The 23,192-nt window shown below is 47.3% G+C and carries 30 protein-coding genes; 15 read left to right on the forward strand and 15 right to left on the reverse strand.

The annotated features are described in order from the left end of the window. The first annotated feature begins 135 nt into the window (after positions 1–135). Together MKQ70_RS12445 and MKQ70_RS12450 are read left to right on the forward strand one after the other, a co-directional pair. Complete coding sequence (locus tag MKQ70_RS12445; RefSeq protein ID WP_248071253.1) at positions 136–621, forward strand: AraC family transcriptional regulator N-terminal domain-containing protein; 486 nt, start codon at positions 136–138, stop codon at positions 619–621. Continuing rightward, positions 555–1,064 (forward strand): helix-turn-helix transcriptional regulator, encoded by a 510-nt coding sequence (locus tag MKQ70_RS12450; RefSeq protein WP_248071255.1) that lies wholly within the window; start codon positions 555–557, stop codon positions 1,062–1,064. The genes MKQ70_RS12445 and MKQ70_RS12450 overlap by 67 nt, the downstream gene beginning before the upstream one ends. A gap of 42 nt (positions 1,065–1,106) precedes the next feature. On the opposite strand, the gene MKQ70_RS12455 is transcribed toward MKQ70_RS12450, so the two are convergent. The 5 genes from MKQ70_RS12455 to MKQ70_RS12470 all read right to left on the reverse strand — a co-directional run bounded on the left by MKQ70_RS12455 (position 1,107) and on the right by MKQ70_RS12470 (position 3,878). Further along, on the reverse strand, positions 1,107–2,033 hold the full coding sequence (locus MKQ70_RS12455; RefSeq protein ID WP_248071258.1) for a transporter family protein: 927 nt from the start codon (positions 2,031–2,033) through the stop codon (positions 1,107–1,109). A gap of 10 nt (positions 2,034–2,043) precedes the next feature. After that, on the reverse strand, positions 2,044–2,184 hold the full coding sequence (locus tag MKQ70_RS12460) for a hypothetical protein (RefSeq protein WP_248071260.1): 141 nt from the start codon (positions 2,182–2,184) through the stop codon (positions 2,044–2,046). Then, the gene (locus MKQ70_RS38330) at positions 2,160–2,681 is read right to left on the reverse strand and encodes a cytochrome-c peroxidase (RefSeq protein WP_308199007.1); all 522 of its coding nucleotides are present in this window, start codon (positions 2,679–2,681) and stop codon (positions 2,160–2,162) included. Before MKQ70_RS38330 ends, MKQ70_RS12460 begins: the two co-directional genes overlap by 25 nt. A 64-nt stretch (positions 2,682–2,745) precedes the next feature. Continuing rightward, entirely contained in the window at positions 2,746–3,069 is a 324-nt protein-coding gene (locus MKQ70_RS38335; RefSeq protein WP_282456417.1) for a cytochrome-c peroxidase, read from the reverse strand. A 5-nt stretch (positions 3,070–3,074) separates the two neighbouring features. Next, positions 3,075–3,878 carry an MbnP family protein gene (locus MKQ70_RS12470; protein ID WP_248071262.1) on the reverse strand — a complete coding sequence of 268 codons (804 nt, stop codon included), beginning with the start codon at positions 3,876–3,878 and terminating at the stop codon, positions 3,075–3,077. A gap of 744 nt (positions 3,879–4,622) precedes the next feature. Between MKQ70_RS12470 and MKQ70_RS12475 the strand changes: the two genes are divergently transcribed. The 6 genes from MKQ70_RS12475 to MKQ70_RS12495 all read left to right on the forward strand — a co-directional run bounded on the left by MKQ70_RS12475 (position 4,623) and on the right by MKQ70_RS12495 (position 11,289). Further along, a complete protein-coding gene (locus MKQ70_RS12475; RefSeq protein ID WP_248071264.1) occupies positions 4,623–6,986 on the forward strand; it encodes a TonB-dependent receptor in 2,364 nt (787 codons plus the stop codon). A gap of 5 nt (positions 6,987–6,991) precedes the next feature. Continuing rightward, positions 6,992–7,633, forward strand: coding sequence for a DUF4198 domain-containing protein (locus MKQ70_RS12480; protein WP_248071266.1), 642 nt, complete (start codon positions 6,992–6,994; stop codon positions 7,631–7,633). A 277-nt stretch (positions 7,634–7,910) separates the two neighbouring features. Further along, a complete protein-coding gene (locus MKQ70_RS12485; RefSeq protein ID WP_248071268.1) occupies positions 7,911–8,810 on the forward strand; it encodes a GAF domain-containing protein in 900 nt (299 codons plus the stop codon). A gap of 50 nt (positions 8,811–8,860) precedes the next feature. Beyond that, complete coding sequence (locus tag MKQ70_RS42180; protein ID WP_372490111.1) at positions 8,861–9,004, forward strand: hypothetical protein; 144 nt, start codon at positions 8,861–8,863, stop codon at positions 9,002–9,004. Positions 9,005–9,577: 573 nt separating this feature from the next. Further along, positions 9,578–10,030, forward strand: coding sequence for a LexA family protein (locus tag MKQ70_RS12490; protein ID WP_248071270.1), 453 nt, complete (start codon positions 9,578–9,580; stop codon positions 10,028–10,030). Further along, complete coding sequence (locus MKQ70_RS12495) at positions 10,027–11,289, forward strand: Y-family DNA polymerase (protein ID WP_248071281.1); 1,263 nt, start codon at positions 10,027–10,029, stop codon at positions 11,287–11,289. The genes MKQ70_RS12490 and MKQ70_RS12495 overlap by 4 nt, the downstream gene beginning before the upstream one ends. Before the next feature lie 3 nt (positions 11,290–11,292). Here MKQ70_RS12495 and MKQ70_RS12500 read toward each other — a convergent pair whose 3' ends face one another. The 4 genes from MKQ70_RS12500 to MKQ70_RS12515 all read right to left on the reverse strand — a co-directional run bounded on the left by MKQ70_RS12500 (position 11,293) and on the right by MKQ70_RS12515 (position 13,885). Beyond that, the gene (locus tag MKQ70_RS12500; protein ID WP_248071290.1) at positions 11,293–11,802 is read right to left on the reverse strand and encodes an exodeoxyribonuclease III; all 510 of its coding nucleotides are present in this window, start codon (positions 11,800–11,802) and stop codon (positions 11,293–11,295) included. A 64-nt stretch (positions 11,803–11,866) separates the two neighbouring features. Next, a complete protein-coding gene (locus MKQ70_RS12505) occupies positions 11,867–12,106 on the reverse strand; it encodes an endonuclease/exonuclease/phosphatase family protein (RefSeq protein WP_308199008.1) in 240 nt (79 codons plus the stop codon). A 175-nt stretch (positions 12,107–12,281) separates the two neighbouring features. Next, entirely contained in the window at positions 12,282–13,259 is a 978-nt protein-coding gene (locus MKQ70_RS12510) for a PDDEXK nuclease domain-containing protein (protein ID WP_248071307.1), read from the reverse strand. 59 nt (positions 13,260–13,318) lie between these two features. Continuing rightward, positions 13,319–13,885: a hypothetical protein gene (locus tag MKQ70_RS12515; RefSeq protein ID WP_248071309.1), complete on the reverse strand. Its 567-nt coding sequence runs from the start codon at positions 13,883–13,885 to the stop codon at positions 13,319–13,321. 177 nt (positions 13,886–14,062) lie between these two features. Here MKQ70_RS12515 and MKQ70_RS12520 point away from each other — a divergent pair, with 177 nt between their 5' ends. The 3 genes from MKQ70_RS12520 (at position 14,063) to MKQ70_RS12530 (ending at position 16,155) form a co-directional block, all read left to right on the forward strand. Next, positions 14,063–14,767 (forward strand): hypothetical protein, encoded by a 705-nt coding sequence (locus MKQ70_RS12520; RefSeq protein ID WP_248071311.1) that lies wholly within the window; start codon positions 14,063–14,065, stop codon positions 14,765–14,767. A gap of 705 nt (positions 14,768–15,472) precedes the next feature. Continuing rightward, positions 15,473–15,850, forward strand: a complete 378-nt coding sequence (locus MKQ70_RS12525; protein ID WP_248071313.1) for a hypothetical protein — start codon at positions 15,473–15,475, stop codon at positions 15,848–15,850. Further along, positions 15,847–16,155 carry a hypothetical protein gene (locus tag MKQ70_RS12530; protein WP_248071322.1) on the forward strand — a complete coding sequence of 103 codons (309 nt, stop codon included), beginning with the start codon at positions 15,847–15,849 and terminating at the stop codon, positions 16,153–16,155. Before MKQ70_RS12525 ends, MKQ70_RS12530 begins: the two co-directional genes overlap by 4 nt. A gap of 352 nt (positions 16,156–16,507) precedes the next feature. On the opposite strand, the gene MKQ70_RS12535 is transcribed toward MKQ70_RS12530, so the two are convergent. Genes MKQ70_RS12535 through MKQ70_RS12550 form a run of 4 tightly spaced genes read right to left on the reverse strand, consistent with a single transcriptional unit; the run spans position 16,508 to position 18,275 of the window. Next, positions 16,508–17,035, reverse strand: coding sequence for a hypothetical protein (locus MKQ70_RS12535; protein WP_248071324.1), 528 nt, complete (start codon positions 17,033–17,035; stop codon positions 16,508–16,510). Then, positions 17,032–17,280, reverse strand: a complete 249-nt coding sequence (locus tag MKQ70_RS12540) for a hypothetical protein (RefSeq protein ID WP_248071326.1) — start codon at positions 17,278–17,280, stop codon at positions 17,032–17,034. The genes MKQ70_RS12535 and MKQ70_RS12540 overlap by 4 nt, the downstream gene beginning before the upstream one ends. Then, the gene (locus MKQ70_RS12545) at positions 17,277–17,618 is read right to left on the reverse strand and encodes a hypothetical protein (protein ID WP_248071328.1); all 342 of its coding nucleotides are present in this window, start codon (positions 17,616–17,618) and stop codon (positions 17,277–17,279) included. Before MKQ70_RS12545 ends, MKQ70_RS12540 begins: the two co-directional genes overlap by 4 nt. A gap of 30 nt (positions 17,619–17,648) precedes the next feature. After that, entirely contained in the window at positions 17,649–18,275 is a 627-nt protein-coding gene (locus MKQ70_RS12550) for an Ig-like domain-containing protein (RefSeq protein WP_248071330.1), read from the reverse strand. A 325-nt stretch (positions 18,276–18,600) separates the two neighbouring features. Between MKQ70_RS12550 and MKQ70_RS12555 the strand changes: the two genes are divergently transcribed. After that, on the forward strand, positions 18,601–18,777 hold the full coding sequence (locus MKQ70_RS12555; protein ID WP_248071332.1) for a DUF3606 domain-containing protein: 177 nt from the start codon (positions 18,601–18,603) through the stop codon (positions 18,775–18,777). A gap of 290 nt (positions 18,778–19,067) precedes the next feature. On the opposite strand, the gene MKQ70_RS12560 is transcribed toward MKQ70_RS12555, so the two are convergent. Then, the gene (locus MKQ70_RS12560) at positions 19,068–19,292 is read right to left on the reverse strand and encodes a helix-turn-helix domain-containing protein (protein ID WP_248071334.1); all 225 of its coding nucleotides are present in this window, start codon (positions 19,290–19,292) and stop codon (positions 19,068–19,070) included. A 102-nt stretch (positions 19,293–19,394) separates the two neighbouring features. On the opposite strand from MKQ70_RS12560, the gene MKQ70_RS12565 reads away from it, so the two are divergent. Next, positions 19,395–19,583 carry a hypothetical protein gene (locus MKQ70_RS12565; protein ID WP_248071336.1) on the forward strand — a complete coding sequence of 63 codons (189 nt, stop codon included), beginning with the start codon at positions 19,395–19,397 and terminating at the stop codon, positions 19,581–19,583. A 79-nt stretch (positions 19,584–19,662) separates the two neighbouring features. On the opposite strand, the gene MKQ70_RS12570 is transcribed toward MKQ70_RS12565, so the two are convergent. Then, positions 19,663–20,229 carry a Crp/Fnr family transcriptional regulator gene (locus MKQ70_RS12570; RefSeq protein ID WP_308199010.1) on the reverse strand — a complete coding sequence of 189 codons (567 nt, stop codon included), beginning with the start codon at positions 20,227–20,229 and terminating at the stop codon, positions 19,663–19,665. An 833-nt stretch (positions 20,230–21,062) separates the two neighbouring features. Here MKQ70_RS12570 and MKQ70_RS12575 point away from each other — a divergent pair. Together MKQ70_RS12575 and MKQ70_RS12580 are read left to right on the forward strand one after the other, a co-directional pair. Beyond that, positions 21,063–21,611, forward strand: coding sequence for a hypothetical protein (locus MKQ70_RS12575; protein WP_248071337.1), 549 nt, complete (start codon positions 21,063–21,065; stop codon positions 21,609–21,611). Positions 21,612–21,796: 185 nt separating this feature from the next. Beyond that, entirely contained in the window at positions 21,797–22,597 is an 801-nt protein-coding gene (locus tag MKQ70_RS12580) for a hypothetical protein (RefSeq protein ID WP_248071339.1), read from the forward strand. The last annotated feature ends 595 nt before the right edge of the window (positions 22,598–23,192 follow it).

Consider the following 23,192-nt stretch of genomic DNA (forward strand, 5'->3'; position numbering starts at 1 on the left):
TGTTTTATTTCACATAAAGCTATCGTAATTTAGAAGAGAGGAATAGCAGGATAGTGCAGAAAAATAGCAGAATAATCGCATAGAAAAACTACTGATCGTTCCACGCATTCACCAAAACTTTTAAACCGGTGCGTTATGAGAAAGAAGTCACTGTTGGCACCTTTGAAATTAAGGTCTATTAAAGATTTGAATTCCCTGGTAGAAAATAAGAAGAGCTATACCTACAATAACTGCGAACTGGATATTTACGAAACACATACGGCCACCCAAAATGTTTCGCTGAAGTTTTCCAACTTCGCTTTTACCGGCATGATCCGCGGGAAGAAAGAATTGAGGATTGCCAACAAAACCGACAAATTCGAATACCTGCCTGGCGAAAGCCTGGTCATGTTGCCCGGCGAAGAAATGATCATCGATTTCCCGGAGGCCGACACCCATCCATCGCAGTGCATAGCCTTGTCGATCGATAACAGTTTTATCAAAAGCACGGTGGACTACCTCAATGGTAATTTCCCTAAAATAGATACCGATTCCGAGTGGAAATTCTCGGACGAGTGTTTTTCCTGTTCAACAGCCCTTCGCTGTCCGCGGCCACGAACAACATCCTGCGCATTGCCATAGAGAACAACAGCGCAAAAGACTACATGACCGATCTTGCCTTAAAAGAGTTGCTGATCCGGATCATGCAAACACAGGCGCGGAAATACTTTGAAACGAATTTTTTGAAAGACAAAAGCGTTAACCGTTTTGCGGCGATCGTGGACTATATCAGGAACAACCTCCGGGAAAAAATATCCATGGAAGGTCTCGCCAAACAGGCGTACATGAGTAAATCCAATTTCTTCCGGGCGTTTAAACAGGAGTTTGGCATCTCGCCCAACAACTTTATCCTGCAGGAAAGGATCGGGCAAGCCAAATCGCTGCTGCGCCACCAGTTACCCGTGACAGAAGCGGCCTACCAGACCGGCTTTTCAGACGCCAATTACTTTATTAAGGCGTTTAAAGACGTGGAAGGCGTTACGCCGAAACACTACCAGCGGGAGTTGTTGCTGAAAAAGAATTAGGCGCCGCCCCCTTATGACCGGATAATGAAACCATATATGGCTCTAAAACAAATAGGTTACATGCACCATTGCCCGGTTCCCGGCCTTCACCCGAAGGCCGGCCAGCTCCTGCGATAACACCGGCTGAAAGTTGGCGCCCGCCGAGAAGGTAGCGAACGTAGCTTCCAGTCCCACGGTGCCCATCAGCGAATAACCACCCGACACATCTACCTTAAACCGCTCGTCTTCCCGGTCTTTCTCCGCCGCCTCGTATAACACACCGGCATTCGGCGCAAGACTTACCTGCGGGGCTACGCGGAACTTATAATAGCCGAGCAGGTTAGCGGTAAACTTATTGCCGTAACGATAATCATACTGATTTGCCGTATTGAGCTTGTAACTCACATTGGTGTTGATGCCGGCGTCCATCAGCCGCACGTCGTACATGGCGTTTAGTGTAAAGTCGAGACTGGCAGTACCCAGCTGGAAGTTGTTCGGCGTCTCCTCGTTCACTTTACGCTCGGCAGGTTCATATTTACCCGTAGGCAACTTAACGCCACCACCGATCCAGAGCGATTGTACCAGCAGTTTGCTATTGCGCGTGGTCAGTGAATTGTCCAGCAGCCGGTAATAACCAACTACTGCCACGTCGCCGATACCGGCCTTCCGCATCGTTTCGCCCTGGTTTTCGCGGGCATTAAAATTGAAGGGAACAAAGCCCAGCACCCGGAAGCGCTTACCGATGTTCCAGCCGCCCCATGCTTCGGCAGTCTGGTAGGTTTCATCGGTGGTGAGGTACGAAGTAGTACCACCGGGACCCAGGTGTGAGCGCAGGGTTTTATATTGATAACGAATACCGCCGAAGCGCTTTTTAAAGTCCGGCAGCAGGCCGATATAGTAGCTGCCCACACCGCAACCGCAAATATCGCAGGCACGCACTTCATAAAGGCCTGTCAGCAGGCAGATCAGCAGGATTACAATTTTCTTCATCACGTCACTTTTACTGCGCCTGTTCGGAAAAGCGCTTATCGGTTATAAAATCTTTATCGTTCAGGGTGTTCAGGAAACGGAGCAGCTGGCCGCGTTCTATTGTACTTAACGCAATGCCATTGGGTCTTAGCAGCGGATCGAGCGTAGGCATATCCTGCACTCGCCGGTATAATGGTCCAGCACGGCATCCAGGTTCAGCAGGCGGCCATCGTGCATATAAGGAGCAGTGTACGCCAGGTTGCGCAGGCTTGGTACCTTAAACCGGTACTTGTCGGCCGGGTTCAGCGTAGCGGTGTAGCGGCCCTCGTCGCCATTGTAACCTATTCCGATGCCGTTGTTGCGGAACGAATGATCGGTAAACAATGGCTCTGTATGGCAACTGCTGCATTTATTTTTGAAGATGACATAACCCGCCTGCTCATCGGCCGTAAACACCGGCCCTTGTTTCCGCATCACGGAGTCGTATTTCGCATTCGCGCTTACCAACATTACCATGAACTGCGACAGGGCCTTCATCATACGCGGACCGGTGACTTCCGGCGTACCAAAGGCTTTCTTAAAAAGCCCGGGATACTGCGGATGGGCGCGCAGTTTAGCCAGCACGCCCTCCATCGTTTCGTCCATTTCTACCGGGTTGGTAATGGGCACAATGGGTTGCAGTCGAGGTCGAACACCCCACCATCCCACATGAAAGTAGGGCTCCAGGCCAGGTTCATGATGGGGGCGAATTGCGGCTGCCCAGCCGGTCGTCGATGCCGTGGCTCACATCATGGCCATGGTGGGTGAATGCGGATGTTTGTATGTGGCAATCGCCGCAGGAAATCGTGTTGTTCCGCGACAAACGCGCTTCATAAAACAACTTCCTTCCCAGCTCAAACCCGGCCTTTGTGATATCATTATTCTCCAGTTTGTATACCGGCGCAGGGAAGTTGTCCGTCTGCCGGAAGCCGAGAAAACCGATGATATCGTCCGCCTTACTGCAGCCATAAATGGCCACAGTAAGTATTGCGGTAACGAATAGGGTACGATGTTTCATAAGCCTTAATTCTCGGTGTGATCGTGTGAAAACATTGCCATGTAATTTTTGCTGACCAGCGTACTGTAGTCGCTGAACATCACGGTAGGATTAGCGGCTATGCTCACCGTGGTGGCGCCGTTAAAGAGCTTCATCACATCGGTCATAATATGAATGTTCGCTTCCCTGCCGGTACGCACCCTGGCAATACCGCCGGCATTCAGGTCGATGCTGATGGTTTTGATATTATTCAAGGTGGGTGCACTGTACCCGCCGAAGCCGCCAATGTGATAACGGTACTTATTTTGTCCGCTCGGGTCCGGTGGCGCGGCGGCAGACAAACCTTCCATCTTAAAGAAGATGTAACCGCTGTTCCAGCCCCAGTACATGCCATCGTCCATACCGGAAGAAGGATCCAGTACACCGGCACGTTTGCTGATGTCCATCGTGCTGCGCAAACTATCTACCCCCAGCACAAAAGTGAGGGTGGCATAATCACCTTCCGGCACGCGCATTTTAAGGAACTGCGAAGCAGGATCGGCTTCGTTTACCAGGAAGTAACTACTATCCTGCGGCACGACAAACTCCACACCGGCAGTCGTTTTCACGCGGATGTTAGAAATGTAATATTGCAACTTTGAAATACTGAATTGCTCGCCGGCTGCATTAGTGTAGGTGCCGGTATTCAGCTGGAGATTTTTATTCCCCACGATATTATCGAACTGGATAGATAAGGTGGCCTTTTCGCCGGATGGCGCGGGGTCTTCGTTCTTTGAACAAGCCATCAGCGTGGAGGTGATGGCGAACAACACAATAACTGCGTACTTCATATCTTTTGTCGTTAATAATGAAATGAGTGATAAGGGCAATAGCATGCCCGCCGCGTGCAGGGCACGCGAATAATGCAATGAATAAATGAAAGGTAAACGACTCCTCTTCGGGCCTAACAGCACCGTTCAGCGCAAAGCACGGCCTGTTCGTCCGGAAACGAAATCAAAAAAGAAAGAAATCAGTAGAGCAATACTTACGCAGCGGGCGGGTGAAACACGGATTGTGCCTGGTCTACAGGCATGCCGATGGAAATGGGGAGGATATAATTTTTGTCTACTACCTTAAAGGCGGCAGCGATATGATTGGCAGCCGCGTGAGCGGGATAAAAGATCTCACTTTTGCTCTCCGCTTTACGTTCAGGATTTTCCTGTTCTTTACGCTGCTCGTCCTTCAGCTTTTAGAGAGCTGACAGTGGCCATTACACTGCAATTGCGGCTTATCCCTGTTTTCACAAAGATTTTGGGCGATGTAAGACTGATTGATGTAAAACGCCGCAGTGACCACATAACGGCTGAACATCTGGGTGCACCAGATGAGCAGGAGAAATACCGTTATACATTGTCTGATCATATGTGATAGCGTTTCGGCAGCGAAATTACTGTAAAATGTCAGTTTTAAACGGATGCAAGCAACAAATATTTACGGGGAAGTAAAATGATATAAGTCAGGTTCCTGCTTTTATTATCGTTTCCCGGTTGTTATATTTGCCGCCAGCGCAGAAACAACACTTCTATCAACAACTTATGCGAATTTCATTTTTATTGCTCCTCCTGCTGAGCATCATGGCGCCATCGTTTGCCCAACAACCAAACGGCGCGCTTACAGGAACTATCGTATCTTACCAGGAAGAGGCCCTTGCCGGCGTCACTGTACGACTGCAAAACACCAACCATGCTGCTGCCACTAATACGGCAGGACACTTCATCATCCGTAACATCCCGGCCGGCACGTACACCGTCATCGTATCCAGCGTGGGTTACTCCGCCCAACGACAAAATATCCGCATCGAGGCCGGCAAAACCGCTTCGCTGAACGTACAGTTATCGGAGGACCAGCAACGCCTGGTAGACGTGGTGATTACCGGCAAACAAAATAACTACCGCCAGCCATTATCTTCCATTGGCACCCGTACCGATGCCCCGTTAATCGAAACGCCACAATCGGCGCAGGTGCTCGGTCAGCAGGTGATCAAAGACCGGCAGGCGGTTACGCTAAATGAGATGACGCCACTCATGACGGGTGTAAAGCCCAACAACGGCATGGGCGCTTACACCCTGCGCGGCTTTACCGGTTATAACCATTTCGACGGCAGCTTTATCAGCTTTAACGGCATCCGCGGCAACCTGTACCAGTGGAGCCAGGCGCCGCTATTATACAATATCGAAAAGATAGAAGTATTGCGCGGTCCCGCATCTGTATTGTACAGCGAGGGTATCCCGGGTGGCATGATCAACTTTGTGACGCTGAAGCCGCTGGTCGAAAATCACTTCTCTTTTGACGCCAGTTACGGCAGCTGGAACTTCATGCGCTTTGCAGCAGATGCCACGGGCGCTATTACGAAAGATAAAAAGCTGTTATACCGCCTTATTGCCGGCTACGACCGCAGCAACAGCTTCCGTGACCAGCAGAAAACAGAAAACTTCTTCATCGCCCCTTCCCTCACCTACCGCTTTTCGCCTAAAACAGCACTGGCTTTGGAAGTGAATTATGCGAAACAAAATACAGTGCACCAATACGACCGCGGCGCGTTTGTAAAAGCGCTGCCCGACGGCACGTACGATTTCGATTACTACCCCGATAACCTGACGGTGCAAAGTCCGACCGACTTTGGCCACACCAACAATACTTCGGCCAGCCTGGTATTTAACCATCGCATAAATAATAACCTATCGTTCACGATCGCCCAACGCGCGATCGATAGCCGCATGCACTTCGCCGACCATGGCGTAAGCGGCGCGATCCGCAATGACTCTATCAGTCGCAGTTACCAAATATGGGACTATGCCCAATTCAGCTGGCAAACAACGGCATACGCGAATTACAAAATAAACACCGGCGGCATCAAACATAACATCCTTGCAGGTATCGACTATAACAATTACGGCTGGTCCAAAAACGACTACCGTAACTCACCGAGCACCCGTATCTATATACTGAAACCAGATTACAGTAATGATGTACCTGCTGCCGATCCGGCCGTTGATTATTACGATGACAACAAGCAAAACAACCAGTTACTGGGCGGTTACCTCCAGGACCAGGTAAGCATCGGCGAAAAGCTGAAAGTGTTATTATCGATCCGTTACGACGATTTCCGCATGAAGCAAACCCCTTTATCCGACCGCGACGACCTGCAGGGCGACACCTCCGATGCACATGCATGGATGCCGCGCGTAGGCGCCGTGTATATGATACAGCCGAACATCTCCGTGTATGGCACTTACAACAAATCGTTCAACCCGCAGCGCTCGAACTCCGCCGGTTCCGGTGGCCCTTTCCCGCCGCGGGCTTCCACGCAGTTTGAAGTGGGTTATAAAGGCGATTTCTTCCGGGAGGCGCTATCGACCACGGTAGCATTGTATACCATCAAATACAGTAACATCCTTGCGGCCGATCCTACGCCGGAAAACCCGAACAGGCAATCCGTGGTGGACGGCACCCGCAGCCGTGGCGTGGAACTTACCGTACAGGGTAACATTAAAGACCTGAGCATTATTGCCGGTTATGCCTACAATGAACACCGGCTGACGTCCGACAATACGATCGGCAAAAAGAACTTCCGCTATGCCAATGCCCCCGATCACATCGCGAATGCATGGTTGAAGTATAATTTCTCCCGCACGCGTTTAAAAGGGCTGGGTATCGGTTTTGGCGGCCGTTATGTAAGCGACCAGGTGGGCAATCTCGCCACACAAAATTTTGTGATCCCGGCATCCTTTGTACTGGACGCCGCCATCAATTACAAAATTGGCCGTTTTAACCTGCAGGCCAACATTAACAACATCACTAACACCCGTTACTTTAACGGTGGCCTTTCGCGCGTAACCATCGCGTCACTGGGCAATCCGTTCAACTTCCGGACAGGCATCACTTACAGCATCAACTAACCAATATGAGAAAGATTACCTTACTGGCCGCCATCATCTGTATCAGCGCTGCGGCATTCGCGCACGAATTCTGGCTGCAGCCGCTGAAGTTCTGGCTGAAAACCAATGAAGCGACCAACATCAGCATCCTGGTGGGCGAAGATTACCAGGGCGAAAAGTCGGATTGGTCTAAATACAAGATCCAGCAACTGAAACACTATTCCAAAACCGGTGTGGAAGACTATACCAGCCACCTTTCGGCTGCCGACAAATCCATTATTGAAGCGCGCTTTCCGAAAGCCGGCAATCACCTGATCGCCTTTAACAACTCGAACAAGTTTATTGAGCTGGAAGCGGCAAAATTCAACGAATACCTGGAAACCGAAGGACTGGGTTACATTGCAGCCCTTCGCAAAGAAAAAGGCATCAGCGACAAACCGGGTCGCGAAGTATATCAACGTTGCGTGAAAACATTGTTTAAAGTAGGCGGTAAAACGGACAGCACGTTTAAGATCAACACCGGCATGCGCCTCGAACTGATTCCCCGGCAGAACCCCTATACCATTAAGGATGGCGAAACCATTACCATGCAGGTACTGTTCGACAACCAACCGGTCAAAGGCGCGCTGGTACTGGCCTGGAATGTGGTGAACGAAAAACAGCGGTAACGAAATATACCAGTAATGAGGCCGGCGAGGTCACATTCCCCGTTACATTAACCGGCCGCTGGATGATCAGCAGCGTGCACATGGTACCCCATACTAACGCGGAAGAGGCTGACTGGCAGAGCTATTGGGGCAGTTATACCTTTGGATACTATTAAACGATTTGAAAGTTGCTACCAAAGCGGCGGTTGAAAAGACCCGCCGCTTTTTTATGCCGGCAAATTCGCCTACCTTAGCGGCTGCTGGTCCGGGCGTATCCCGGACTTTTATAACCCCGCGTATGAACGAAGAGATAGAAACAAACCTGGCCGCCGAGGTGGCCAGTGTGCAGGAAATTGACATTATACCGGCAATACTTGAAATAGTGTGCAAGGCCACGGGCCTGCGCTTTTCAGCAGTGGCCCGTGTTACGGAAGACCGCTGGATAGCCTGCGCCGTACGTGATGAAATAGCATTTGGCCTGCTACCCGGCGGCGAACTGGAAATTCGCTCCACGATCTGTAACGAGATCCGCGACCACGGACAACCGGTTGTGATCGATAATGTTTCGGAGGACGCCGATTTCTGCAACCACCATACGCCTAAACAATACGGCTTTCAAAGCTACATCTCCATTCCCATTTTCCGGAAGAACGGGGCTTTCTTTGGCACCCTTTGCGCGCTCGACCCGCTTCCCATGCCGTTGAAGTCCACGAAAATGGAAACGTTGTTCACACTGTTTGCCGACCTGATATCGTACCACACGGATACGCAGGATCGTGTACGACAGAAAAATGCCATGCTGCAAATCGTACAGCACAAACTGGACGATTCCCTGGATGATATCCGGCAACTGAACAAGATTAGCAACCACGCTTTGCAGGAGCCGTTGCGCAAGTTGATGTTTTATTCGGATATGTTACTCACCGATCAGTCGGCCTCCGAAGAAACCAGGCAGTTCGCCCGCAAAATCAACTCGCTGGCTAACAACTTCGCCACCATGATCCGGGAGTTAGCACACTATTCAATGCTTGGCGGCACAATAACCGACTTTAACAGCGTAGACCTGAATACGGTACTTGCCGCCGCCTTACATCGTTTACAACCGAACATACAGGCGAAAAAAGCCATCATTTATACAGATGTGCTGCCTACCGTTCCCGGTATTGCGCCGCAGCTGAACCAGCTTTTTACTACCTGATCGATAACGCCATCCGTTTCTCCACCGCTGATCAGCCGCCGATCCTACATATCTCCGTTGAGGCGGTGACCGAAGCCGACAAGCTCCGCCCCGAGGCTCTACCCAACAGCTATTGTAAGATTAGTATACAGGATAACGGCATTGGCATGAATGCCAAATATCTTCACCAGATATTCGACCTTTTTCTACCTTAAACCCGCGTGAACAGTTTCCCGGCATAGGCATGGGGCTGTCGCAGGCGGCGAAAAAAAGATCATGCGTAATCACAATGGTATGATTACAGTAGTTTCTACGGAGGGTAAGGGATCCACCTTTTCTCTTATTTTCCCGGTAGATAGTTTACAGAACTAAAATGTAGGTGGAGGGGCGTTGAGAGCTGCGTGCAGGGGTCGGTCAGCATGCATATAAGCCAGTTGTAGCCTCCATCAAATGCCGCTACCCACTATTTCCACCAGATCCTTCGAGGTATCTATTTTGACAAACAAAGCCCAGGCATACTTTTTATCAACGATACAATACTCGCGCAACGATTCTATTGATGACAGATACATTGCTTTCCTCAATGCGGGGAATTTACAATCATATACACGAAGGTTTCCGGTCGCCGGAACTTATTAAGTCGATTTTTTCCTTCCAATACATAGATGTAATTATCCAGGTTTGAAATCCTTAACCACCGATTTGACTATTTTCCCCCTTACTCCCGGTTGAAAACTTTTTTCAAAAAACTAACATCTTTAGCTAATATTGCTAAATAAATTAGTTTTATGAGTGAGAATGAAAAAGTGCGTACTGTACATCTGTACAGCATAAAAGACACGCCCTGCACTGTAACCGCCCTTAACACAAAGGTAAAAGCCGGCTTCCCTTCACCGGCTGCTGACTACCTCGAAGAAGACATCAACCTTGCGGAGCATCTGCGCCTTACGTCACCCAATATGTACCTTATGCAGGTCGATGGGGACTCCATGGCGGACGCCTACCTGCCGCACGGTTCCTACATCGTGGTAGAAAGAGGACGAAAGGCGCATTCACAGGAAATAGTTGTTGCCGTGTACAATGGCGGCTTTACCGTAAAACGATTTGTGAAATCGGCCTCCGGTTACCTGCTGTACTCCGCAAATGCGATGTATGAACCCATTGTAGTGAAAGGAGATGACGAACTGGAAATATGGGGCGTTGTAACACGCGTCATCATTGACCCGAACCGTGGTGTATGATTGCCCTTGTAGACTGCAATAACTTCTACGCCAGTTGCGAACGACTGTTCGATCCACGCTTAAAAGGGAAACCAGTAGTGGTGCTCAGCAATAACGACGGATGTGTGATCGCACGGTCTGACGAAGCCAAAGCGCTCGGTATAGAAATGGGGACACCAGCATTCCAGGTGGAAACCTTACTCGTTACCCATGGCGTGGAGGTATTTTCCAGCAATTATACACTATACGGCAGCCTTTCTAACAGGGTGATGCGGGTGCTCGGGGAATTTACGCCATCTGTGGAACTCTACAGTATCGACGAAGCCTTCCTGGATTTCTCAGGATTTAGGCATTTCGATCTCTACCAGGTCGGGCAACAGATCAGGCATCGTGCAAAAGCCGTGGGTATCCCTGTATCCGTAGGCATGGCTCCTACCAAGACCCTTGCAAAGATGGCCAACCGTTATGCGAAAAAACATCAACGGGAAATGGGCGTCCATGTACTGGACAGCCAGCTATTAGTGGATGAGGCATTACGGGCCACCGAGATTGGCGATGTGTGGGGCATTGGAAAACAATACCGTCACCTCTTGTTTAAACAGGGAATTGCCACGGCATACGACTTCACCCGATTACCGGAGGCCTGGGTACTTAAGAATATGACCGTCGTCGGTCAGCGCATGTGGCGCGAGTTGCACGGGATTCCCTGCATCGACTTGGAAGAACTGCCAGCGGATAAGAAGAATATCAGCGTGTCCCGCTCGTTCCCAGAGCTACTGACTGAAAAGTCAATCATCCGGGAAGCATTATCTAACTACACAGTAATGGCCGCTAAAAAACTGCGGGCGCAGGAAAGTTGCACACGCACCATGTCCGTCTTCCTTCAAACCAACAACTTCCGTACAAAGGATCCGCAGTATTTTAAGTCTGTGAACGTCCAACTACCAGTGCCTACCAGCAATACGGCGGAGCTGCTCCACTACGCCGCTTATGGGTTGGACAGGATATGGCGGGATGGATATCGCTTCAAAAAAGTGGGGGTTATTTTACACGACCTGCAACCGGGCAACCAGGTGCAGGCAGGATTGTTCGATAACGCGGACCGGCCTAAATCCGATACGTTGATGAAGGCCTTGGACCTGATCAATAGTAGATTTGGCGGAAAGCAGGTGGTAAAGTTTGCGGCCCAAGGCACCAGCAGAAAGTGGAAATTAAAGCAGGAACGCCTTTCGCCGTTTTATACTACGCGTATCAGCGACGTATTAAAAATTACGATATAGTGGCTACTTCAGCGTGATCCATGCCGGTGCATGATCACTGGCCCCCTCCCATCCACGAACGTGCGCATCCACGCCCCCTTTCTTCAACCGCTCCACCAAATGCGGACTCAATAAAAAATGATCGAGGCGAAGACCGGCATTGCGCTCATAAGCGTGCCGTAAATAGTCCCAAAAGGTATAAATGCGCTTATCCGGATACAAATAGCGGAGCGCGTCTGTCCAGCCCTGTTTCAGCAGCCGTGCATACGCGCTCCGCGATTCCTTTCGAAAAAGCGCATTGTCAATATACTTTTCCGGTTTGTACACATCAAGCTCGGTAGGCATCACATTGAAGTCTCCCACCAGCATAACAGGCACATCGTAAGCCTGTAGCTTCTTTGCGTGCGCCGCCAACCTTTTAAACCATTTTAGTTTATACTGGAACTTATCACCGGGATAGGGATTTCCATTCGGCAGATATAAGCAGGCAACCACCATTTGCCCAACGATCGCTTCAATATAACGACTGTGCATATCACTAGGATCACCGGGTAAAGCGCGCCTCACTTCCGGATAGCTAAGCCACGGGAGAGGATAGCTACGCCATTCCAACTTTTCTGGCCATGCCAGATGGCGGAATAACCCGCCTCAGCAAGCGCCGACTCGGGAAAACGGGTGCCGGTGTTTTGATCTCTTGCAAACATACAATATCCGGCTTCGTGTCCTTCAGCCACTGCAACAATAACGGCAACCGGCCATTAATCCCATTTATGTTATACGTTGCTACTTTCAACATCAAGTATTGCTCTTTCTTGATTAAGATCAAAATCTGCACCATTATCCTGCCGATTCGACGGCTGATAAAAGATGAAGGGCAGCCGCCGTCCTCCCTCCACACTCCGGAGTATGAAGAACAGGACTAGCGGCTCCCTTCTATATATTGAATAGAAAGACAACGCCCACTTTTTTAACCAATATGTCAAAGAACTAACTACAGTACGTTCAGGGATCTTTTATCCCATCACATTAGCGCGTGAACGAACGTCCTGCTCCAACACAGCCTTTAAATCATCTTCCGACGGTAATACCAGACTGTAACTGGATGCGAATAAATGCTTACTTTCTTCCAGCACACTGTACTTTACAATGGTCTGGTCTTTTTCTTTACACAGGATGATGCCGATGGTCGGCTGATCATCCGGGCGTCGCTTTAAATCCTCGAACATCCGCACATACATGTCCATCTGCCCGATATCCTGGTGCGTGAGTTCCGTTACTTTCAGATCGATGAGTACGAAACACTTCAGGATATAGTGATAAAAAACGAGATCGATATAAAACTGTTTCGTTTCTGTTTTGATACGGTACTGGCGGGCCACGAAACAAAAGCCGGTACCGAGTTCGAGCAAAAAAGACTGGATATTCGCAATGATAGCTGACTCGATATCGCTTTCTGAATAAATGGCGGGGTCGTCCAGCCCGAGAAATTCCAGTATATACGGATCTCTCACTATGTCTTCCGGCGCTCCTGGTTCGGCTGGCAAACTTCCAGCTACTAATAACCGCTCAAAATGCTTTGTGGAAATGTTTCTTTCCAGCTGCCTCGAGCTCCGGGAGTTATCTACGGCGGCACGCGCGTAATACGCACGTGCGGTACCATCGTCCACGCGAAGCAGTATACGGTAATGCGTCCAACTTAATTCGGGACGCAGTGCGTCCCGAAATGGAAACGCCTGATAAAACTGGCGGATACGGCGAAGCTCTCGTTCATCGAATCCTTTACCGAATGCTTTTGTCAGCTGTTCGGCGAGCTGCTGCAACAAGGCGGCTCCATAATCGGCCCGGTCTGCACCCTTCTGCTCCTCCTCCACTATCCGCTTGCCAATTCCCCAGTAGGCGTGCACCATGGCCACATTTACCGCGCGACACGCAGCGTTACGGGCAGTATGGAGCAGTTGCTTTATATCTGAAACAAATGTTTTACTGAGCATAAACAAAGAGGTTGATAAAAAATACCGGGGCGCATAAACGCCCCGGCTGATGATTCCGATTATTGCAGTACTACTTCCTGCGAAGTCTCATTGCCCGGCATATCGGTAGCCGTTGCTACGAGGCGACAGCCTGCGGGAGTCGCGTTTGCCACGGTAGACACGTAGCGCCAGTTGCCAGCTTCGGCATCTTCCACAGCAGCGCCGCTTTCGATCACATCTCCGGCAGCACTGAAGATTTCTACCTGCACACTGGTTACACGGCCGTTGTCACGGGCATCCACAATAATGGGAGTTCCTACTTCGCCAGAGTAACCTGTCGTATCGATTACGTCAATTTCCGGCGCCTTCATGTAATCGGCGTGCGCCATGTTATAGGCAGTATTGCCGCCAATCCTAATAGATTCATAAAATGGAAGAAGTGCCGCGTTTCTGATGGCCTTGTATCCATAGGCAGCTGCCGCTTTAAAACGGTTAATTGCTGCAAGCTGCTTCTCTGATGGCGGGCCACTCCTTTTAGGTGCGTTTTTACAGATTACTTCTTTACCATTAATGTTACGTACAGTCACCTGGTCGCTAAACTTACCACTGGTGCCTGAACTGATTGCATTGAAACCTTTTCTGATCATAGAATTTTACTTTTTGGGTGAATAATTATAATGCAAATATGGGGGTCAAAAATGCCGTTTGCCATATCATTTTGTCGCAAAAAGAGTCATTTTCTCGCAAAGTGATTTTGTTAATTTTTTGGTTAGACGCGGCCGCTTCGTTAATTTTAAAAGGCTAGGCCAATCAAATCATCGTCTATGAACTATAAGAATGTTATCAGCCTAACTCAGTTATACTCAGAAAGTTTCGAAGAAATAAAAACTATCATCCAACAGGACAAAGACCAATTAATTGTGGGATCGAATGTGACTGAACTACTAGAGTATTATTCAGATCGAATTCCGTTTGAACCTGTTGAACTAGATCCTGTTAAAAGTCCCGAGATAGAATTTGACACGGAGACACGACTAATTCGCGCGGATCAAAGAGAATGGGGCTATCAAAATGAAGGAGATATCAATTATGAATATGAATTTGCCAAAGTGACTATTCCAATTAAGCGTTATGAAAAAATACATCAACTAATTAAATACCGTGGCTCGTCATTTTCCCTGAGTTGGTCGCCAAGTGAAGCCAATTGGACACCAACGAAGATCACTGTTAAAGTATATATCAAAGGTTATAATCTTCATAAAAGCGACGACCAGATTAAAAACGATATAGACTTCCAAATTCGCCAAGTCAAATTATGGATTGAGAATATAAATAATAGCATCTCGATTGAAAATGAGAGAATACTTGCACAAATACACGAATTCATTGTCCACCGGCAGCAAAAACTTCAGAATGACAAATCGAAACACGCATCTCTTGCACGTCAAATAGATATCCCATTAAAAGTCCGAGAAGATGAAGCCACGAAGAGAATTCAACTAGATACGAAGCCGTTAGTAAAAAAATAAAGCCAACTCCCTCGGTTCGGGAGGACTATCAACTGGACAGAAAGAAAGTGCTGGATATTATACAACTATTGGATAACCAAGGACGGCAATTTGAGAAAACGCCAAAAACTTATCGTAGTTTTGGAGAGGAAGATCTAAGAAATGTGCTATTAGTATCTCTTAACGCAGTTTTTGAGGGAAAGGCTACGGGCGAGACATTTATACAAAAAGGAAAATCTGACATCTACTTGAACATAGACAAAGGCAATATACTTGTATGTGAATGTAAAATATGGGGTGGCGGAAAGAAATACGGAGAAACAATAGATCAACTTATAAGATATTTGACATGGAGACAAAACTATGGCATTATCATAACATTCATACAAAACAAAAGTTCAACCGCAATACTGAAAGCTACGGCAGATGCTATTAAGTCCCACCATAGTTACACGGGGAATTACACGTCGCTTAACCAAACTCACTTTAAATCGGATCACGTTTTACCAAATGACGACCAAAAATCAGTCGAATTCCACCACCTTTTTATAATCTCTACTACGAATAGGGAGAAACATCAAGTTTTCTTCCATCTGGCGTCACTCAAAAACTGCGTATCGATTTTTGTTAATTTTTTGGTGAAGTGAATATGCTTATCTAATTTTAGACTGCTTGCTTACACCGTTTATCGTCTCGGGATTTTTCCTAACCCGAAACGAATACACCATGATTTTCGAATTTTCCACGTCCCCGGAGACACCGACGGTTACCATTAATTATCCCGCTCGGCATGACTTTTCCCAGATGATTCATCTCAATCCTGTAAATGAAAGCCGGCAAGGGAACAATCGTCTTTTGCAGCAACAGGAATACGCCATTTACAGCACTATCACCAAACATCATTTTCTGATACAGCAGGACGCGAAACTCTGTATGCGTAGCGATGTTCCGCTCATCAACCTTTTTACACGCTTAAAGGGCGGGCCAGCGTTTACCATGAACAACTCGGCATTATCCACCTGGACGAAGGCTATTACTTTCTGTATTACTTACCGGCTGGTGAACACCCCGTTCAAATCACAACCAGCGACTGCGTTACGATGAAGGTGGAAATAGATATGAAGATGCTTGCTACCTTAAAAGACCAGCATCCTTACCTGGCTCAATTTCACAAACATTCGCAGCATACACCTACCGTTGGCTGGCGCCTGCCGCGGATGCCTACATGTGGCGAAGGAAAGAGATTGCTAAAGAACATCACGAATAGCAAACTAGAACATGTAAAACGCGCGATGTTCATGCACCGAAGCGTAGCCATGCTGCTGGCGCTTTACATCGACGACCTGTCGCGAACCAACCAGGATGCTACCCCCGTTATATTTTCAATGAAGACGAAATGGCCCGGCTGAGGGCAATGGTCGAAGTGTTGGGCACTGCCAAATACCGTAAGTTCAGTGCCAGGAAGGTGGCCCGCATATTCGGTTTCTCTTATTGCAAGGCTGTAGAAGGAATAAGGTGGATATGCAATGGAAAGGATATCCGAACCATCACAAATGAAAGAATTGCAGACGAAATAGCCCAAAGGTTGATAGAAACGAATGACACGCTGGAGCAAATTGCTGTTGATCTGGACCTGGGGGAAACATCTAACGTCCGGCGGTCTTTCCTTCGCGTAAAGGGTATTAGTCCAGCTGAATACAGAAAAAAAAATCGCCGGGACCAAAACTAGTCCCGGCTTGTTATTATTATACCAAAACAACGTTATGAAACAAAAACCTTACGCGTTACATTACCCGGCAGGTCGGCAGCCGTCACCACTGCCGTACACATTTTAAAACCCGTATCGCGATTACTGAAGCGGTAGCGCCACCAGGGAAGATGATCGGCTATCACTGCCGGGCCGCCCTCCAACAAGCGCCCCTCTTTATCATATACCTGCACGTTCACGGCTACTACCATCACATCATCTTCTGCCCACACATGCAGGCTTGCGGGGCCTCCCTGTATTTTCCTAATAACCGGCGCGTGATAGAAATCTGATACTGCCTTTTTGTACGCAGACACCTTATTATTGCAAAGCCGCTGGTAGATGGCACGGATATCAAGATCCTGCAAGATTGTCTTAGCGAAGACAGCTGCTTTCGCGACAGTGCGAATCAGCAGAGGCTGGTCATCCACAAGGGGTAACACCGCATGCAGCGGTAGCTCGCATACCTCCAGTCTACCATTGGGTGTACGACTTACACCTTTAATACTTTCATGTCGTGGGTCAGGAGCGGAAAACATCATACAGTAGTCTTTTGAGGGTCAGCAATAAGATGCATTTCAGCCCCCACCATGTTACAGGCCATGTCTGCGGCATACACTTCTATACGCCCGCCCATCCACTTTACATTGCGGCGCTGAGTCGTATAAGTAAAAAACAAATCGTCCCCTATTATTGATGCCTCACCTTTCTCTACCAGCCTGCCGCTTCCATTGTAGATGTGGACTAACACATGCTTTACAATAAAATCGTCCTCTACGTCTATCATAATCTTCTCCTCCATCTGACCGCTATAATCAGCGACGATATTATTAAATCTCGGGGTTGATTATAGTCTGCCACGATCCGGTCATATAGCGTACCTCCTGCGGGGACCGTAGCAAAATACAAACGGCTTAGTTCGCGGAAATCCGGTCGCAGCACCATGCGTGCATACAACGATGCCTTCTGGTAGCGGAAGTGAAGACGGGGTTTGCGTTCCCGCTTCAACAAATCTTCGCCGTGTGGCCGGAAATCCAATACTTGTAGCTGGCCGTCGGCTTTCTTAAAAAGTACCTTTTTGGAAACAATGTTCCTGGTAATAAAACTTGTAACAACAGTTCTCATAAACGAAAATTTAGGATATGGAAAAAGAAACTATCCGTTGGGGAGGAAAGAACTTTCGCCAGCGATCATATCGCTAACCGAATTAAAACTAACAGCAGGCGGGTACAATACACTTTCACCTTCCAGCACCACTTCTCTTACCGCTTCATTGCCCGGCTGATCTTTTGCAGACACTACTATCCGGCAGCCATCCAGCTGCTGCTTACCGGGTACGTATGACCAGGTTGAATCATCCTGCTGCGTAGCCTGTCCGCCTTCCACCAGCTCACCATTGCGTTTGTAGATTTGCACCTTTACACCTGCTACCTTAAAGTTGTCCGTAGCCGTTACCGTGATACCACTGTCCCCTATTTCCACATTGTGGATCACGGGCGCCTGCAGGTAGTCGGCTATCGCGAGGTTATGTACGTTCAATGAGCCATGCAGCCCCGCCTTATAAATAGCATGCAAAGCAGGCGATTTACGCACCTTCGCTGACCATAGCGCAGCATCCCGGAAGTTCGCTTTCGTACGCTCCTGGGCCTCCGTGCCCTTGCCAGGGCGTTTGCGTGGGGCCTTCGCGATAATCTGCTTACCGTAGCGGAAATACACCACTACCTGTTTACCGAATTTGCCGCGGGCGCCGGTGGATATTGCGTTGAACGACTGCTGGATCATTTGCTTTTTTACAAAGATGAGGGGGCAATAGGCGTTTTGCCATATCATTTTGTCGCAAAAAAGAGTCAATTTGTCGCAAACTGCGGTCTGGATGGTTCAGTGATGGTTCAGCGTGGGTTCGGTGATGGTAGGATACCGATAGCAGGCCCATAATTTATTGACATAAGTCAATGTTATTGTATTGAAAAAGTCTTTGATTTGCAAACAGAAAATATGATCCCCGATTGCTTAAGACATACCGCAGACAGTAAACGAATTACAAGCAAGCCCTGAATTTAGCCTTTCGATCAAGCAATGTTTATTACTAACACCAAAAATCCATCTTATGGCAGACGATCTTAAAAACACCGGGAAACAAGACGATATCCGCATCAACGTAAACCAGTCGTGGGAATTGAAAGACTGGTGTCAGAAGCTAGGTGTAACGCCCGATCAATTGAGAGAGGCCGTGAAGGCCGTTGGGCCGTTGGCAAAGAATGTGAAGGCGTACTTTGCGCGTTGATCTGGCACGTAAAGCTATCGGAATGAAGTCTTATCGGTATCGATGTACAGCATGTTAGAGCGGGGCCGTAGTACACCTGAAACTATCTTCCCGGCGGCCAGTACCGCGAATATTGTATAGGGGGTTGAAACGCCGGGGCGAATAAAAAAGGTGACAAATATCTATACTCAAGAGCCGGGTAGTCTTACCTGGCTAATCATTCACTTACATCCGATAGTGCCGACTAAAAATAATTGGTTATTGGAGAAAAGATAAAAAGCCGGGTATTCCTGCCCGGTTATATACTTCGTTTAATAATCTACCAGTACCTTCAGTTTAACCCCTAATGCAAAGGCTAACTTATTTAGCGTTGTATAAGACAGATTTATCTGCCCTTTTTCAATTTTACTGATATCGCTTTGATCAATGCCGGAAAGCCTCGCCAAATGCCCCTGTGTCAAACCACTCTTCTTTCTGTGCGTTCGAATATTTTCACCCAATGGCGCTAAGATCTCTATGTCCGTTTTATCAACCATTTAAGACGAATTTTATAACAAAATAAATAGGGCTTAAAGCCCTTATTTTAGAAAATATCAGTAAATTTGAGTGTAATGTTTTTCTGACCAAAACGCTCTACTATGGCCAATTTCGTTAACCCGAAAACTGCTTCCAAAAACACTGCAGCATACATTGCAGATTTCTTTGAATGCTATCCTGCTCCACAACATGCCAAGCATAAACTTTGGGAACTGCTGATCGCAGCAATGGGTAGTCAACATGCGGACATGTGGGATGGTGATCAACGAGCAGATATGCTTTTTTCATAGAACAATGCAATAATATCTTCGATGCCGTCTATGAGGCTAATGGACGGCAATGAGGGTTAAAAGTACAGAAATATTTGTATTAAATATTGGATCGAATTCTGCTCAGCGTCTCCTCACTGATACCCAGGTACGAGGCAATGTGCTTCGCAGCAGCTCTATTAATGATTTCGGGCTGGCTATTTAACAAGAACAAATACCTGTCGCGCGCCTTTTCTTTTCGGAGGTTAAAAAGCCGTTCTTCGCTTAGTATGTAATACTTAGTGGTCAGGACACGCCCGATTATATTGAATTCCATGAAGTTACGGTAGATAAACTGAAGTTCGTCATAGCTGATCCCATGAACAATGGTGTCTTCCAGCGCCACGATAGTATCCTGGCTAGGCACCTGTAGATAAAAGCTTTCCGCTGAAATTATCACATCATCCTCCTTCATAAACCAGGAAGTTACACTGCGTTCGTTTTTTTCATAATAGCAATGAAGCAGGCCCTTTTCTATGAAATAAACATACCTGCATACCCGACCGCGTTGCAGCAACACGGATCTTTTTGGAAGCTGTTTAGTAACAAGTATTGATCGCAGGTGTTCCTCGAGCTCAGGGGACATTGGGTGAATACTGTTCAACATACTGAATAGTCGGTCGCACATAATAAGGGGTTTAATTGATTGGGACTTTTAAATGATTTAAAATTGGACATGTGTTAACTGACTCAGAGGGCTATTGAAAAGAACTCGGCTCGCCACACATAAACGGACAATATATCTTCAGCCTTTCTACTGCGTCGGGTAGGTACATAGCGTATGGTTTCGTGGAATTGCTGCAAGCCTATACTAGAGACTGTGCAAAAATTAAAGGCCGCAATATAAAGACAGAAAACATTTGAGGTGAGGGCGAATAACGTCATTCACAATCAGTTAACAAATTTGCGCACTATGAGACGAGTGTTAATTTATAGACGTTAGAGGACAAGCATTACTATAAAGGCCGCAGTATACCACTGCGGCCTCGTCCTTTATTGTGCCGACATAGACCGGCGCAATAAACCACATTAGCTCCGTTGGCCTGGACATTCAAGAATAGAAGCTGCCACTACCATCCTTCCTGTAGATAAGGCAAACGGTTCAATTTCTACATGCAGAGATAAAAGAAAAAACAGTAATGACAAAGGCAAACTGATTCCTCATAAGCAAAAAAAAGAATGTAAAAATTGCAAATTTGAATGTTTGCTCTCATCCCAAGAAACGACTAAACGTATTAAATACATCTATAAATGTACCTACCACACGTTTTAGACAATATCACTAAGCATTTTTAAAATTTCTTGATTTTTGTCAAAAAATGCTATTCATAAAAACAGTTGATTTGCATTCAGAACGAGCATAAAATTCATTTCCCCCAATTTCATAAGACATCCCTTCCGAAACGGTGAGAGCTCCATAAAAGAGGGAATTACCCTATAACTGATACCAAAAAGAACGAAATGAAGACAACTAAACACCGGGTGATAGTCAAACTGCTTGTTAGTATGCTTATACTCCTGACGGCGTGCTGGTCTTCCTGCCAAAAACAATCTAATGACAGCCCCGCCGAGTTACCAGGAACGCTTTCCTTTGTTGATACCACCCAAATAACAGACGGCACTGTAAGGCAATTTGCACGAGCAATTCTAAAACAAAACCGTCAACTTAAATTCCTGGAATACTTTGTTCAGGAAAATGGCGTACCGATATGGGAGCAGTCCATAAGAACTCAGAATAAGGACAAAGCAATGCTTTTCGTTCCTTTCGTTAAAAAGGGCAGTAGGTATATAACAGGTTTTATAAAAGGAGTAAAAGTACCGGACGGAAATTTTCACTTTGAAATTTACCGTGTGGACCTTATGACTGCTTACGTTAATTCACCGAAGAAGCGGGAATTGGAACCGGCGATGATCCGCGCACTATTCAACCATTTCAATAATGCAGTTTTCGAGCAGCCCATGCCCTTTTTAAAAAGATATCTGCACAGCAGGCATTTGCATACGACATAAAGCTCAACAACCCGATCCAACCTAACGCGAAGACAAATGGCAAGTTATACTTACAGTATAAAAAACCGCCAATTATAAATGCGAGCATAGAATGCGTTGAAATTTACGAAGAATACGAGGTCTGGAACGATCCGGACGGCGATGAAGATCCGTGTGACTGCAGTGGAAATGAAGAATTTTGGTATATGGCCGTTGACATCAGGGTTCACTGCTACCAGACTGGCGGTGGCGGCGGTGGTGGAACTGGCGGCAATGATCCTTACGAATATTGGTATGATTGGGAGTGCGAATGTAACAGGAGGTTCGGCGGAACCTGGTGGATTGGCGACGACCCGTCATATGAGGCCTATGATGTTTGGGTTGCCCCACCAGAGGACGGCCGAACATCTATCAACCTCAATAACTACCTGCAAAACTTCGACCATACCGCCGGCAGTACTTACAAAATCACCTTAGCCGTGGATCAGCCCACACCGGGCAGCAGGACGGTGTACACCATTGAAACAAACCCTCTTGTACCTAGAGAAAGAAGCTCAAATTCAAGAGTAGATATAGGGCATGCATTTCTTACGATAGAACAAACCAAGCCTAACGGGACAATTGTAAAGCGATCTTTAGGTTTTTACCCCGACGCCATTGTTTTTCCCAAAAAGCCGCAAGGTGACGGGGTATTCTATAATGACGAGCAGCAGTATTTTGACGTGAGTTTAACTACAACACTCAGCGAAAGCAATTTCTTCGCCGTCATCAACTATCTGAAATCGCATGCTACAGAGAAGTATAATCTTAATACTAAAAACTGTGTCTCGAAATGCGTGGAGGCGCTGAACTCGGTGGGGCTTAACATTCCGGAGACCGAAGGTGAATGGCCGTTCGGCGCTGGCATGAATCCTGGTGACCTGGGAGAAGATATAAGGGGAATGATATTAGGCCCCAGCCAAACCAGAAACCTTTCTGGCGGAACGGCACCGCCAAATCAAAACTAGCACGACATTGATAAATTCCTTAAATTGAATAAATAACTGTTATGAGAAATCTTCTATTTTCAATGAGCGCAGCCGCTATTGTAATATTTACATTTATTTCCTGCGCTCAGCCAGCTAAAAAGCTGAAGTCTATAATGCTGTACAATACTACCCCGTTAAACAAGCATGCCAGAGACGTTAAAAAAGTGAATTAGCGGTATATCCGAAAAAGGAGATAACTGATACAGCTATACTTAACGTAGTGGGTAACGCGGAGGCGGCGAAGGAAATGGTGATTTGGAAAGGGTATTTGATTGCCGAGTTCTTTTATAGCGACGGGAGTTCTAAGCTGGTGGAAGTTAGTAGGTTTGGGGGATTTTATTATATGGATGGGGAGACATATGTTCCTGTCGATGGGGATGCAAACAGTAGTTGGAAGCTAGAAGTAGGTGACCTTATTAATAACCATCCGTATAAATAGTACAAACTAATTTTTGTATCCATACTTTTATGCAAGGATCCGATGTAAATAATTAAGGCCATTCAGATCGGCAAGATCCGAATGGCCTTTGGTAATATCGAAACTGACTATTTGCTAGGCAGCAGATCGTGCAAG

Source organism: Chitinophaga sedimenti (assembly GCF_023156195.1).
Classification (GTDB): Bacteria; Bacteroidota; Bacteroidia; order Chitinophagales; family Chitinophagaceae; genus Chitinophaga; species Chitinophaga sedimenti.

Coding starts and splice junctions, on each gene's coding strand:
- MKQ70_RS12445 (WP_248071253.1), top strand. CDS start 136: ATGAGAAAGAAGTCACTGTTGGCACCTTTGAAATTAAGGTCTATTAAA.
- MKQ70_RS12455 (WP_248071258.1), bottom strand. CDS start 2,033: ATGAAGAAAATTGTAATCCTGCTGATCTGCCTGCTGACAGGCCTTTAT.
- MKQ70_RS12460 (WP_248071260.1), bottom strand. CDS start 2,184: ATGCCTACGCTCGATCCGCTGCTAAGACCCAATGGCATTGCGTTAAGT.
- MKQ70_RS38335 (WP_282456417.1), bottom strand. CDS start 3,069: ATGAAACATCGTACCCTATTCGTTACCGCAATACTTACTGTGGCCATT.
- MKQ70_RS12470 (WP_248071262.1), bottom strand. CDS start 3,878: ATGAAGTACGCAGTTATTGTGTTGTTCGCCATCACCTCCACGCTGATG.
- MKQ70_RS12475 (WP_248071264.1), top strand. CDS start 4,623: ATGCGAATTTCATTTTTATTGCTCCTCCTGCTGAGCATCATGGCGCCA.
- MKQ70_RS12480 (WP_248071266.1), top strand. CDS start 6,992: ATGAGAAAGATTACCTTACTGGCCGCCATCATCTGTATCAGCGCTGCG.
- MKQ70_RS12485 (WP_248071268.1), top strand. CDS start 7,911: ATGAACGAAGAGATAGAAACAAACCTGGCCGCCGAGGTGGCCAGTGTG.
- MKQ70_RS12490 (WP_248071270.1), top strand. CDS start 9,578: ATGAGTGAGAATGAAAAAGTGCGTACTGTACATCTGTACAGCATAAAA.
- MKQ70_RS12495 (WP_248071281.1), top strand. CDS start 10,027: ATGATTGCCCTTGTAGACTGCAATAACTTCTACGCCAGTTGCGAACGA.
- MKQ70_RS12500 (WP_248071290.1), bottom strand. CDS start 11,802: ATGCACAGTCGTTATATTGAAGCGATCGTTGGGCAAATGGTGGTTGCC.
- MKQ70_RS12505 (WP_308199008.1), bottom strand. CDS start 12,106: ATGGTGCAGATTTTGATCTTAATCAAGAAAGAGCAATACTTGATGTTG.
- MKQ70_RS12510 (WP_248071307.1), bottom strand. CDS start 13,259: ATGCTCAGTAAAACATTTGTTTCAGATATAAAGCAACTGCTCCATACT.
- MKQ70_RS12515 (WP_248071309.1), bottom strand. CDS start 13,885: ATGATCAGAAAAGGTTTCAATGCAATCAGTTCAGGCACCAGTGGTAAG.
- MKQ70_RS12520 (WP_248071311.1), top strand. CDS start 14,063: ATGAACTATAAGAATGTTATCAGCCTAACTCAGTTATACTCAGAAAGT.
- MKQ70_RS12525 (WP_248071313.1), top strand. CDS start 15,473: ATGATTTTCGAATTTTCCACGTCCCCGGAGACACCGACGGTTACCATT.
- MKQ70_RS12530 (WP_248071322.1), top strand. CDS start 15,847: ATGAAGGTGGAAATAGATATGAAGATGCTTGCTACCTTAAAAGACCAG.
- MKQ70_RS12535 (WP_248071324.1), bottom strand. CDS start 17,035: ATGATGTTTTCCGCTCCTGACCCACGACATGAAAGTATTAAAGGTGTA.
- MKQ70_RS12540 (WP_248071326.1), bottom strand. CDS start 17,280: ATGATAGACGTAGAGGACGATTTTATTGTAAAGCATGTGTTAGTCCAC.
- MKQ70_RS12545 (WP_248071328.1), bottom strand. CDS start 17,618: ATGAGAACTGTTGTTACAAGTTTTATTACCAGGAACATTGTTTCCAAA.
- MKQ70_RS12550 (WP_248071330.1), bottom strand. CDS start 18,275: ATGATCCAGCAGTCGTTCAACGCAATATCCACCGGCGCCCGCGGCAAA.
- MKQ70_RS12555 (WP_248071332.1), top strand. CDS start 18,601: ATGGCAGACGATCTTAAAAACACCGGGAAACAAGACGATATCCGCATC.
- MKQ70_RS12560 (WP_248071334.1), bottom strand. CDS start 19,292: ATGGTTGATAAAACGGACATAGAGATCTTAGCGCCATTGGGTGAAAAT.
- MKQ70_RS12565 (WP_248071336.1), top strand. CDS start 19,395: ATGGCCAATTTCGTTAACCCGAAAACTGCTTCCAAAAACACTGCAGCA.
- MKQ70_RS12570 (WP_308199010.1), bottom strand. CDS start 20,229: ATGTGCGACCGACTATTCAGTATGTTGAACAGTATTCACCCAATGTCC.
- MKQ70_RS12575 (WP_248071337.1), top strand. CDS start 21,063: ATGAAGACAACTAAACACCGGGTGATAGTCAAACTGCTTGTTAGTATG.
- MKQ70_RS12580 (WP_248071339.1), top strand. CDS start 21,797: ATGGCCGTTGACATCAGGGTTCACTGCTACCAGACTGGCGGTGGCGGC.